This is a genomic window from Microcoleus sp. Pol17C6 (assembly GCF_036701145.1).
Lineage (GTDB): Bacteria > Cyanobacteriota > Cyanobacteriia > Cyanobacteriales > Microcoleaceae > Microcoleus.
Genome location: NZ_JAUBQH010000013.1, coordinates 72,830 through 85,405, shown reverse-complemented (window position 1 = coordinate 85,405; position 12,576 = coordinate 72,830). Strand labels below are relative to the sequence as shown.

8 protein-coding genes are annotated in these 12,576 nt (G+C 46.7%); all 8 read left to right on the top strand.

The genetic code is table 11. From position 1 onward, the window contains the following. The first annotated feature begins 194 nt into the window (after positions 1-194). On the top strand, positions 195-938 hold the full coding sequence (locus tag QUA25_RS09340) for a DUF3800 domain-containing protein (RefSeq protein ID WP_333037186.1): 744 nt from the start codon (positions 195-197) through the stop codon (positions 936-938). Between the two features lie 709 nt (positions 939-1,647). Continuing rightward, positions 1,648-1,977: a hypothetical protein gene (locus QUA25_RS09335; protein WP_333037185.1), complete on the top strand. Its 330-nt coding sequence runs from the start codon at positions 1,648-1,650 to the stop codon at positions 1,975-1,977. Between the two features lie 198 nt (positions 1,978-2,175). Continuing rightward, the gene (psbB, locus tag QUA25_RS09330; RefSeq protein WP_333037184.1) at positions 2,176-3,705 is read left to right on the top strand and encodes a photosystem II chlorophyll-binding protein CP47; all 1,530 of its coding nucleotides are present in this window, start codon (positions 2,176-2,178) and stop codon (positions 3,703-3,705) included. A 143-nt stretch (positions 3,706-3,848) separates the two neighbouring features. Further along, complete coding sequence (locus QUA25_RS09325) at positions 3,849-3,944, top strand: photosystem II reaction center protein T (RefSeq protein ID WP_006635641.1); 96 nt, start codon at positions 3,849-3,851, stop codon at positions 3,942-3,944. Between the two features lie 216 nt (positions 3,945-4,160). Beyond that, positions 4,161-4,718, top strand: a complete 558-nt coding sequence (nrdR, locus tag QUA25_RS09320; RefSeq protein ID WP_333037206.1) for a transcriptional regulator NrdR — start codon at positions 4,161-4,163, stop codon at positions 4,716-4,718. A gap of 266 nt (positions 4,719-4,984) precedes the next feature. Further along, entirely contained in the window at positions 4,985-6,091 is a 1,107-nt protein-coding gene (locus QUA25_RS09315; protein WP_333037183.1) for a 30S ribosomal protein S1, read from the top strand. A 542-nt stretch (positions 6,092-6,633) separates the two neighbouring features. Then, positions 6,634-8,031 (top strand): adenylate/guanylate cyclase domain-containing protein, encoded by a 1,398-nt coding sequence (locus QUA25_RS09310; protein WP_333037182.1) that lies wholly within the window; start codon positions 6,634-6,636, stop codon positions 8,029-8,031. A 234-nt stretch (positions 8,032-8,265) separates the two neighbouring features. Next, positions 8,266-12,492, top strand: a complete 4,227-nt coding sequence (locus tag QUA25_RS09305) for a chemotaxis protein CheB (RefSeq protein WP_333037181.1) — start codon at positions 8,266-8,268, stop codon at positions 12,490-12,492. Positions 12,493-12,576: the final 84 nt, after the last annotated feature.

Sequence of the window (12,576 nt, the reverse complement as noted above, 5' to 3'; positions counted from 1 at the left end):
ATTTTAGATTTTAGATTTTAGATTGAATAGGTGACTCCACGGATTAATCTGGGGGCTTGTATCCTGGATGTTTGCGCTCAATATAAGCGCCGGTGAGAGATGGGGTTTTAGTCTTGTCTTTATTCTAGTATAACTTACAGGCTAAAAAACACTTATAATGTAACGCTTATGTCAAAAAGTTACCATCAGGCAAGATGACGATTTTATTTTATGTTGATGAAGGTGGCACTGGCTGGAAAGATATGGAGACAAATTTCTTTTTTTTAGCTAGCTTTGCTATCCATGTCCAGCACTGGTCACAAATGGATAGACAATTTTCAGCACTTAAAAAAGAGCTATTTAGTGGGAGGGAACCTGAAGACTGGGAACTTAAGGGGCGCGATATTTGGCAAGGTGTGGGTTCATTTAAGAATTTTCCAAGGAAATTTCGTCTTCAAGCGTTCAAGGAAGTTTCAGAAACTATGAGTCAGTTACCTTGCCATATCTTCGCTGTTCAAGTCAACAAAAAAAGATTGCGCGAAACCAGTGAAGATATTAAAGATGAAACTGGTTTGTATCGCTTAGCTTTCAATCAATTATTAGAGCAGCTAGATGCTTATCTAAAGCAATATAACGAAACTGGAATATTACTTATGGATTCGCGCTCAACTCAGCATACCAGTATTCAGGATGGGAGATTGCTCAAAGTGTATCGAGATTGGAAGTTACAAAAAAACTCTTCTAACTTTGTGGAACTACCTTTGTTTGGCTTCTCAGAATTTTACACGGGTTTGCAGCTAGCAGATTATGTGGTGTACTTGATCGATCGTTATTCAAAGGAAGCAGAGACAGCCAGTGGTCATACTGAATTGGAGGAAGCCTTCAATCTACTTGAGCCGAAAATGCAGTTGTTGAAAATTCCTATTCTCCAGTCTAAAATCCACTTTGAAGACCGCTAAAATGAAGGGTAAGTTTAAATGCGAATCCACGACTATAATAGCCGTGGATTTCGCCCTTACTGAGTGTTTAAAAGAACACTCTACGCCTTGGCAGGGCGTTGTTTTGTCAACCGGGGTATTGTTATAAAACATCTTTGTGTTTCAGCTTGACAGGCGCACGGTATCTCAACCGTACCATACCTCCCCGTGCAGTTCGGGGCACCTTGTCTCTGACAGGCGCACGGTATCTCAACCGTACCATACCTCCCCGTGCAGTTCGGGGCACCTGTCATTTAATACCATTATATAGTATATTAAAAGGTTTGGTAAAATATCGAACGATCATAATTGAGGCATATTAATCGAGATTAAGATGATGCGATCGACAGCAAGCGACTAAAAGAGCCAAATTACCACAACCTTGTTATCGCCACAATACACATTTGAATGGTTAGAACTTCCTGAACCAAGCGAGGCGCTGTGAGGAGTCTTCCTTCTCGAAATACTAGGAATTCCACTCGAGTTGAACAATCTAAGATTGGAAGTTTTGCCGATTAACCAGACCGAAACATATCTGACAATTCTGTAGATTTACCCCCAACAGCTTGCAGATTACCTACATCTTCTCTACTATTCCTTCGCATCCTTCGCGTCCTTCGCGGTTCAATAATTCCGTACTGTTGCAGTTTTGCGCTATGTTAGACAAAAAAATCTCAACAAGCGTACACAAGTGAAATACTTCTTCTTATCCGACGGCTGGAAAGTTGGGCGCGTCTGGGGCGTAGGCGGCGAGTGGAGTCACGCGGCCTGGAGGCGGCCGCCAGACATCCAACAGCTCAACCTCTGTCTTTCCGATCGCAACGAAAAAATGTGGCTCTACCGGGTAGAAGACGCCGTACTCATGGTAGAAGTCCAACCAGCAGTCCGTCCAGATCCCGCCGATCCCGCCAAAAATATCGGCAACGTTACCCTCACCAGACTGATCGATGCCGAGCAAGTCCTCGAACGCCTCGGGACGATCGCCGCCCGCTGCGAAATGGGCAACCCGCAACTAATGTAATGCTCAACATATTGCAATCGGTTCTAACACTCGATACACTTCTTTAAATAACTTTCATTTTTATGCCTCCACCTTTGAAGGTAGATGGCAGTCGGCAAAAGGCAGAGTTTAAACCCTGCAGGTAACTGCAGGGGATTCAGAATCTGATTTTTCCGTAAAAATAGACATCATCACTTACACCTTGGAGAACCGCAGTCAATGGGACTACCCTGGTATCGCGTACACACAGTCGTCTTAAATGACCCAGGCCGATTGATTTCTGTACACTTAATGCACACAGCCCTCGTGGCAGGTTGGGCCGGCTCAATGGCCCTTTATGAACTAGCAGTTTTTGATCCCACAGACCCAGTTCTGAACCCGATGTGGCGTCAAGGGATGTTCGTGTTGCCCTTCATGACTCGCTTGGGAGTTACGGGTTCTTGGGGCGGTTGGAGCATCACTGGCGAAGGTAACGTCGATCCTGGCTTCTGGTCCTTTGAAGGCGTCGCCGTCGCTCACATCGTCCTCTCGGGCCTGCTGTTCTTAGCAGCAGTTTGGCACTGGGTATTCTGGGACTTAGAACTTTTCAGAGACCCTCGCACCGGTGAACCAGCCCTCGACTTGCCAAAAATGTTTGGCATTCACCTGTTCCTCTCCGGCTTGCTCTGCTTCGGCTTCGGCGCATTTCACCTTTCGGGACTTTTTGGTCCGGGAATGTGGGTGTCCGACCCCTACGGCCTGACCGGTCACGTCCAGCCAGTGGCGCCTTCTTGGGGCCCTGAAGGCTTCGATCCGTTCAATCCGGGCGGCATCGTGGCTCACCACATTGCAGCGGGCGTAGTCGGCGTAATTGCCGGTTTGTTCCACTTGACAGTGCGGCCGCCGGAACGTCTTTACAAAGCCCTGCGGATGGGGAATATCGAAACTGTACTTTCTAGCAGTATCGCTGCCGTGTTCTTTGCAGCCTTTGTGGTTGCGGGTACGATGTGGTACGGTTCTGCTGCAACTCCGATCGAACTTTTTGGCCCGACTCGCTATCAGTGGGACAGTGGCTATTTCCAACAAGAAATCGATCGCAGAGCTCAAGCTAGCTTGGCCGGTGGCCAAAGCTTCCAAGAAGCTTACGAACAAATTCCAGAAAAATTGGCTTTCTACGACTACGTGGGCAACTCTCCTGCTAAAGGCGGTTTGTTCCGGGCCGGCGCGATGGTCAATGGCGACGGTATTGCTAAATCTTGGCTGGGCCATCCAGTATTTACTGACAGCGAAGGTCGGGTATTGTCGGTTCGCCGCCTCCCCAACTTCTTTGAAACTTTCCCAGTAATTTTGACGGACAAAGATGGGGTCGTTCGTGCTGACATCCCCTTCCGCCGTGCTGAATCAAAATACAGCTTTGAACAAAGCGGAGTTACCGTCAGCTTCTACGGCGGCGAACTTAACGGTCAAACCTTTAATAATCCTCTAGATGTTAAGAAGTTTGCTCGCGCTGCTCAAAAAGGTGAAGTGTTTGAATTCGATCGCGAAACCTTGAACTCTGACGGGGTGTTCCGCACTTCGACTCGCGGTTGGTTCACTTTCGGACACGTTTGCTTTGCTTTGCTATTCTTCTTCGGCCATATCTGGCACGGTTCTCGGACAATCTTCCGCGACGTGTTTGCTGGAGTTGAGGCTGACCTGGAAGAACAAGTCGAGTGGGGCCTGTTCCAAAAACTGGGCGACGTGACCACCAGAAGACAAGAACCTCTCTAAATTTCGCCAGCCTCTGGGTAGAGGGGAAACTTCCCCGCTACACAAAAACCCGGTTTCTTCAAGAAACCGGGTTTTTTTAGTTAATAATAAAACCAACAATTAAGATAAAATAATACGGCAAGGGAAGATAGGGAAAATTTAACATGGAAAGTGTTGCTTACATTTTGATTCTGGCTTTAGCTATAGGCGTACTATTTTTTGCGATCGCCTTTCGGGAACCTCCCCGGATTGGCAAATAATTAGCTATACGCCTCCAGCAAGTCCAAAATATCCTGAACCGGACTGCGGTTAGCCCGCATCATAAGTGATCCTCTTCGAGGGCTGCGCTAACGAATTTGGTGCGGGACTATTTTACCGCTGTTTGCTAAGTTATTTTTCTAGTCCAGCCATTCATCAGACCCCAGGCGGTTAGATGAATGGCAATTTGCTGGCAATGCCTGTTAAAATCAGCAATCATGCGCTGTTCCTCCTGCCAACACACAAATAGTCGCGTTCTAGAATCGCGTTCAGCCGAATCAGGTCAAAGCATCCGTCGGCGGCGTGAGTGTTTGAGCTGCCAGCACCGCTTCACAACTTACGAACGCATAGAATTTGTGCCGATTACGGTGATCAAGCGGGACGGCAAGCGCGAATCTTTTGACAGGTCAAAATTAGTTAGGGGATTGATTCGGGCCTGCGAAAAAACAGGTTTGTCTTCCGGGCATCTCGAAACCCTAGCCGAAGAAATCGAGGCGCAACTCCAAGGTCGATCGCTCCGAGAAATCGGCAGTTCAGAAATTGGGGAACTGGTGCTGTTGCACCTGCGGCCGCTCAGCGAAGTTGCTTATGTCCGTTTTGCCTCCGTATATCGCCAATTTAGAGGCATCCGAGATTTTGTAGATACCCTAAATCACCTTCAGAATCCCCTCAACGAAGCTGAAGTTACAGAAACAGGGACAAGTTTTGACGCAGATTTGCCGGATGCCGAAGCAGTCGATCGAGAAAGCCCAGCATCCTGCGCTACTCCCAGCTAAGCTCGCTTAAATTAATTTTAAACCAGTATGCGTGTAAGTTATAATAGTCTACTTGACTCGGAATGTTAAGATTAAACGTTTTAACACAGAGTATGGAGTAACAGTAATGGCAAGCGCTGGTGTGCAGTTGCACCTGGCAAAAGTTAGCAAAAACTGACTTTAGTAAAAGATTTTGAAAAAAGTTAATCGCTTTTTCACCAAAATCTCGAATATCTGCCGGCACAAACGAAAAACATGAAGGAGAGAAATCCTAGGAAACTATTCGCATGGTCAATCTCAAAACCACAGTCAAAGACATCGGCTTTACTCACGAAGATTTTGCAGCCCTACTTGATAAATATGACTATCACTTTAGCCCGGGCGATGTAGTAGCGGGTACAGTTTTTAGTATAGAACCCAGGGGCGCTCTGATTGATATCGGTGCTAAAACAGCAGCGTACATTCCCATTCAGGAAATGTCGATCAATCGAGTCGAAAGCCCAGAAGAGGTATTGCAATCAAACGAAACCCGAGAATTTTTCATTCTAACCGATGAAAATGAAGACGGACAATTAACCCTGTCCATTCGGCGCATCGAGTATATGCGGGCGTGGGAAAGAGTGCGACAACTGCAAGCAGAAGATGCCACAGTACGATCGCAAGTATTTGCCACCAACCGCGGCGGCGCACTCGTGAGAATAGAAGGCTTGCGAGGCTTTATTCCCGGTTCTCACATCAGTACCCGCAAACCGAAGGAAGAATTAGTCGCCGAAGAATTACCATTAAAATTCTTAGAGGTAGACGAAGACCGCAACCGCCTAGTGTTGAGTCATCGTCGCGCCTTAGTTGAGCGCAAGATGAACCGCCTCGAAGTCGGGGAAGTCGTCATCGGTACAGTACGTGGTATCAAGCCTTACGGTGCCTTTATCGACATCGGCGGCGTCAGCGGCTTGTTGCACATCTCGGAAATTTCACACGATCACATCGATACGCCTCATAGCGTCTTCAATGTCAACGACGAAGTGAAAGTGATGATCATTGACTTGGATGCCGAGAGGGGCCGGATTTCTCTCTCCACCAAGCAGTTGGAACCGGAACCGGGCGCGATGGTCAAAAATCGCGAATTGGTATACGAAAAAGCTGAGGAAATGGCAGCTAAGTTCCGCGAGAAAATGCTGGCTCAAAAGCAAGCTAAAGCAGGCATAGACATTCCTGTAGACTCCATCGATGGTGATGACCTCTCCGACGAAATACTCGACGAAGATGTACCCTCAGCAATGGAAGAGGATCTGCCGGAAGTAGCACTGGAAGCAGCACCTGAAGCAGCACCCGAAGCAGCACCCGAAGCAGTATTAGATGTAGAGGAAGAAATCCCTCCTGCGACGGAAGAATAACATCACAGTTAGTGTGATTAAAAGAGGGAAAATTCCCTCTTTTTTTTTATTTATATCGCTCTGTGACTGTTGACTGTGAGTCAAAAAAATGAAAATTGCGCGAATTATTTGTGGGCAGCTTGATACGACTTTACGCCCTACGATGAAGCGCGGATTTGATATCATTTCGAGGCAGCGGGAATTGATATTCGTCATTAGTCATTAGTCATTAGTAGCTGCTGGGTGGTTGACAATTCCCAATTCCCAATTCCCAATTCCCAATTCCCAATTCCCAATTCCCGATTCTTAATTACCGAGATTTAAGATATTACTGTAGACCGATGCACCGATCGCACTTTGAATCAAAACAAGTGAGAGCGCGATCGATCTGCCTAAATAGGCATGGCCTTCATGGTGCTAATTTGTTAAGATTTATAAAGGCAAGAGATATCCGCACAGGTGCAAACTCATCAGAATTCTCACGCCAGAACCAAGCAGACGAGAAAAGTAGACAACCAAATTATTATAAATTTCTTGCCCTGACGCTCAAAGGCAAGTGGATCATGAACATCGCACTATTAAAAGAAAAATTAGAACAGTTAAAAAAACGTCCCAATTCTAGCAAAGGAACGATCGACCAAATCGAAAACTGGTTAACCGGTTCCCACATTTTGCAGAGATTGAGAATTAATCCTTACTACGTAGCAGGCGATACAGTCAAGAATGTTAAAAAAATTACTTCCGAATTTCTGCACGGAGTGAAAGCTGGTGTCTTCGACTTGCACTGGGATATTCACTGTCCCCACTGCAACATGATTACAGAAGAATTTAAAGACTTGGCAGACACATCAGAAATGTCTTTTTGCCCTATGTGCGATCGCGAGTTTAAAATTGATTTGCTCGATCGCGTCGAAGTTACTTTTTCCCTAAACAAAGAAATCGAAGACCCGCAACTGCGGCCCGTCTGCGCTCCCCCTCCCGTACTCCAGAGCAAACTGCAACTGGTAACGCCTTTATACTGCACTGAATCCGAGACTGTCACCTTAGAAGAAGGTAGATACCGCTACTGCTGTCCCCTGACTTTAGCTAAAGGGATTTTAAAGGTTGAAGGGGAAGGAACAGAAGACATACAAGAAATTAAACTCCAGCAGTTAGCCGGCCCAGATTTTGACAAACAAGAGCTTGTCGTGCGTCCCGGAAAACTTAAGATTGAACTAACTAATACCGAGCACAATTTGTCCGGGTTGATTTTGCATACAGATGAATTGACAGTAGAACAACTGCCCCTGCGGCTGTCAGGAATGCAACTGCTTCATCACCCGGATTATAAGCGTTTGTTCGGCGATCAAGTAATATCGGAAAGAGAGCGAGTAAAGATTCGGGCGATTACTATTATGTTTACTGATATTACTGGTTCTACCAGAATGTACGAAACACTGGGAGATACTAAAGCTTACAATATTGTGCGCGATCATTTTGAAATTTTCTTTGAGTCGATCGAGAAATTTGGCGGTAAAGTCATTAAAACAATCGGCGATGCCGTCATGGCTTCCTTTATCAGCAACGAACAAGCAATTATGGCGGCCGTCGGTGCTGTGGCCCGTTTCAGAGAATACAATTCAACTCGCCAACAAACCGAGTGGATTCAAGTCAGAATTGGCATTCACCGAGGTACGGCTTTGCTGGTAAATCTCAATAATTCGATCGACTATTTTGGTTCCACAGTCAACAAAGCTGCCCGGATTCAAAATCTTTCTAAAAGTGACGAAGTTTCGTTTTCCGAAGAAATTTACAGCGACCAAGCATTTTTGACAGCATTAAAAGCTGCAGGAGTGTCGGAAATTCACAAACGAGTTGAAGATTTAAAGGGCATACAAGGCGCACAAGTCACTTATACTGCTAGAATTAATACGGAATCAGTAATCGCACTTTCTGCTACACAGGTTGCCGAAAGAAGCTAAGCAGGTAAGCAGATATACTACTTAGTTATTGCCAGCCTCTCGTTGCGATCGTCCCGACAGCAGATAGAGTTCTTCGATCGCCCTCAGAGCATGGCTGCAAAAGTTTAGCTCATCCGGAAGCGACTGCCGTTATAATGGCAACCTCAGCTCTGATAAAAATAGTCTGAATTAATCTAGCCGCACGCTTACCAGATATGTTGGCGGCTCAATAACTGAAGTCGAGGACTTCACATCATGACTTCTCCTCAATTATCTCCAGAAAATACACCCGAATCGATCGCACCACCGGCCCTCGACATCGAACAATCAGCAGCAAAAACCGATGCCCCCTTTCCCATAGTTGGGATTGCCGCCTCAGCAGGAGGGTTGGAAGCATTCACGCAGTTACTGAGCCATTTACCGAGCGATACGGGTATGGCGTTTGTGCTGATTCAGCATTTAGCCCCCGATCACAAAAGTCTGCTGAGCGAGATTCTCGCGAGAACGACGCAAATGCCTGTTAATGAGGTAAAAGACGGCATAGCTGTAGAGCCAAATCAAGTCTACGTTATTCCGCCCAACACCAAGATGGTGGTATCTAACGGCGCGCTGAAACTATCGCCCCGCGAGAAGATTTATGGCAAATATATGCCGGGAGATGCGTTTTTTACCTCATTGGCAGTCGATCGCGGACACAAAGCAATCGCCGTAGTATTATCCGGGGGAGACGGAGACGGTTCACTCGGGCTCAACGCCATCAAAGCAGCCGGAGGCATGACTTTTGCTCAATGTCAAGGCACGGCAAAATTCGATAGTATGCCGAATACCGCTGTTGCCACAGGCAATGTCGATTTCGTTCTGCCACCGGAAAAAATTGCCGAGGAATTGGCAAACTACAGTCGCAATCCCCTTCTCACTGGTCCGCTTCCCCTGACAAAAGTTGAGGAATCGCCCGAAGAGGGAGATGCCCTGGCAAGTATTTTTGCGCTGCTAAAATCGACCACCGGCGTTGATTTCAGCCACTACAAACCCACGACGATCGCTCGACGTATCCAGCGGCGGATGGTGCTGTACAAGCTCGATAGCTTGGATGATTACGCCCAACATCTTCGGCACAATTCGGCTGAAGTCACAGCTTTGTATGAAGAAATCTTGATCCACGTTACCAGTTTCTTCCGTGACCCGGAAGCCTTTGAAAAGTTAAAAGAGCTGGTTTTCCCCACGATTACCCAAAATAAATCGGCCGAAACTCCGATTCGGATTTGGGTGGCGGGATGTTCGACAGGTGAAGAAGTTTATTCGATCGCCATTTGCTTGTTAGAGTTTTTGGGCGATCGAGCTATCCAGCCACCGATCCAGATTTTTGCCACGGACATTGGCGAACAGGCGATCGGCAAAGCGAGGTCTGGCCTCTACTCAGAAAACCAGATGGTAGATGTTTCACCAGAGCGACGTACTCGCTTCTTTATTGCCCAAGAGGAAGGTAGCTATAGAATCAGCAAGGCAGTCCGCGAACTGTGTGTATTTGCCCGACAAGACTTAGGCAGCGACCCGCCTTTTTCCAATCTCGATTTAGTTAGCTGTCGCAATGTGCTGATCTACTTGGGAGAGTCATTACAAAAAAAAGTGATGCCGATTTTCCATTACAGTCTTAACCCAACGGGCTTTCTCCTGTTAGGCACTTCTGAGAGTACCGGAGAATTTTCCTACTTGTTTACTTCAGTGGATAAAAAGTGTAAAGTTTATGCGAAAAATTTGACTGCGAGTCGTCCCACTTTTTCGTTTACGCCGAGTTCCTATCCCGTCGCTAAAGCTGCTCAACAGCAGGGAGCGAATGAAGAAAAATCAATGAATAGCTTTGACTTACAGCGAGCAACTGACCAACTGATTTTGAATCGCTATTCCCCACCAAGTGTGGTTGTCAACGAGCAGATGAAAATCATCCAACTGCGGGGAGACATCGATCCTTACTTGAGAGTGGTAGCCGAAACGCTCGACTTAAACTTGCTGGCAATGGTAAGGGCAGGCTTGCTGGTTGAGCTTCGCACCGCGATTTATCAGGCACAAACGCAGAACGTAACCATTAGGAAAGAAGGGGTATTGCTTGAATCGGGCGGACGATCGAGTCTCGTCAATTTTGAGGTGATGCCCTTCGGACCACAGGCAGTCGAAGGACGCTACTTTTTGGTGGTATTTGAAGAGGGTTTACCGCCGGTGCTTAACTTCAGCACCCTCCCTTCTGAAAGCTTCGAGCAAGCTGATTTAGTGCGCGAAATTGAGCTGCAGAGGCAGCAACTTGCAGTCGCTAACCAAGAAAAAAATGCCGCTCAAGCCCAACTGCAAGCGGTGATCCAGGCTCAGGAAAGTCTCAACCAAGACCTCAAAGTTGCGAACGAAGAAATCCTATCGAGCAACGAGGAGTTGCAAAGCACCAATGAGGAGTTAGAAACTGCCAAAGAAGAGATTCAAGCCACTAATGAGGAACTCACTACGACTAACGAGGAACTTCGCAGCCGAAATATTGAACAAAGCCTCGTCAATAACGATCTGATAAATTTGCTTTCCAGTATCAATATCCCTATCTTAATGCTGACAAACGATTTACAGATTCGACGTTTTACGCCAACGGCACCGCAAATTTTTAGTCTGATTCCCACAGATGTGGGACGACCCTTTAGCGACATCCGATCGACTCTGAACGTGAACGCTCCCGACTTGGAACAGATGATTTTGGAGGTGATTGATACTCTCCAGACGAAAGAACAAGAAGTTCAAACTTTATCGGGATATTGGTACAACCTCCGCATTCGTCCTTACCGGACAACGGAAAACCTGATTGACGGTGTGGTCATGGTTTTGATAGATATTGACGCGCTCAAACGCAGTACCAAAACCTTAGAGGCAGCACGAAATTATGCTGAGGCGATCGTGGAAACTGTGCAAACGCCTTTAGTGGCGCTAGATGCTAATTTCCGAGTGAATAAAGCAAATCGAGCCTTCTATAAAACGTTTCAGATTTCATCCTCAGAAATAGCGCAATATTCGCTGTTTGAGCTAGGAAACGGGCAGTGGAATATCCCCCAATTACGATGGATATTGGAAGATATTCTGGTTAGTGATGTTCAGCTTCAAAACTTTGAATGGGAGCACGTTTTTGACCAGATAGGGCATAAAACTATGCTGCTTAATGCTTGTAAACTTCAACAAGAAGACCAAGCTTTAATGATTCTGTTGTCGATCGAGGATATCACCGAGCGCAAGCAGTTGGAGATACTACGATGGCAGTTATTGGAGCAGGAACAGTTGGCCCGCCAACAAGCAGAAAGTGCTAACCGTGCTAAAGATGAATTTCTCGCGAATCTCTCCCACGAACTCCGCAATCCCCTGACTCCGATCCTGGGATGGGCAAAAATCCTGCGCTCCGGCGTGCTGGAAGAAGCAGCGGCTAATCGCGCTCTAGAAGTGATCGAGCGCTGCGCTAGGACGCAATCTCAGTTAATCGAAGATATCCTGGATATTGCCAGGATTACAAGCGGCAAGCTCGCTCTTAATAGCAGTTTGATGGATCTGGTTTTGGTGGTGCAAGCTGCGCTGGATGGGGTTCAATTATCAGCGGAGGCAAAAAATATTGAAATTGTTTCGCAGTTGAGTGGTGCAACTGTTTTAGGCGATGCTGATAGATTGCAACAAGTTGTGTGGAATCTTCTGTCTAATGCCATTAAGTTTACTCCTGCGGGGGGACGAGTAGAAGTCACGCTGTCGGCGATCGAGAATCAGGCTCAACTTCAAATCAGCGACACGGGAAAAGGCATTCGGGCAGACTTTTTGCCGTATATTTTCGATCGTTTCCATCAAGCCGATTTCACCAGCACTAAGCAGAATCAAGGGCTAGGATTGGGTTTGTCGATCGTGCGCCATCTGGTAGAATTGCACGGAGGAACGGTGCAAGCCGAAAGTCCGGGTGAGGGACAAGGAACTACACTGACTGTGAGATTGCCGCTGCGATTTTTGCCTCAAGAGTTGACTTCGACAATCAATTTAAAGTCAACTGTTTTGGTAGGGTCTTTAAACCCCTCAAATGATGTCGTCCCCTCTCTCGAAGGCTTGCACGTTTTAGTTGTAGACGATCAGATCGATACCCGGGAACTCTTAGAATTTGTGCTCAAAAGCTACGGGGCGGAGGTTTCGACGGTGGAATCTGCCAGAAGTGCGATCGTTGCTATGAAGGAAAACCCCGGCAGATATGACGTGCTAATCTCGGATATCGGAATGCCAAAGGATGATGGGTATTTCTTAATTCGAGAAGTGCGAGCTCTTGCTGCAGAAGCCGGAGGAGAAATCCCAGCCGTGGCGCTGACTGCTTATGCGAGCGATCGAGAACGCTCTAGAGCGATCCAAGCCGGTTTTCAAATGCATATTTCCAAACCTGTCCAGCCCGATCAAATATCATTAATAGTTGCCAATTTAGCGGGAAGATATTAAATATTTTGGAGTTTTGATTTATGATGTTTGAGATTAAATTAGGCAGTTAAACTATTGTCCCCCCCTTCTTCAGGGGGGTTAGGG

Excerpts from the sequence above, each read along its gene's own strand:
- nrdR (WP_333037206.1), top strand. The coding sequence starts at position 4,161 with ATGCGCTGTTCCTCCTGCCAACACACAAATAGTCGCGTTCTAGAATCG.
- QUA25_RS09340 (WP_333037186.1), top strand. The coding sequence starts at position 195 with ATGACGATTTTATTTTATGTTGATGAAGGTGGCACTGGCTGGAAAGAT.
- QUA25_RS09305 (WP_333037181.1), top strand. The coding sequence starts at position 8,266 with ATGACTTCTCCTCAATTATCTCCAGAAAATACACCCGAATCGATCGCA.
- psbB (WP_333037184.1), top strand. The coding sequence starts at position 2,176 with ATGGGACTACCCTGGTATCGCGTACACACAGTCGTCTTAAATGACCCA.
- QUA25_RS09310 (WP_333037182.1), top strand. The coding sequence starts at position 6,634 with ATGAACATCGCACTATTAAAAGAAAAATTAGAACAGTTAAAAAAACGT.
- QUA25_RS09315 (WP_333037183.1), top strand. The coding sequence starts at position 4,985 with ATGGTCAATCTCAAAACCACAGTCAAAGACATCGGCTTTACTCACGAA.
- QUA25_RS09325 (WP_006635641.1), top strand. The coding sequence starts at position 3,849 with ATGGAAAGTGTTGCTTACATTTTGATTCTGGCTTTAGCTATAGGCGTA.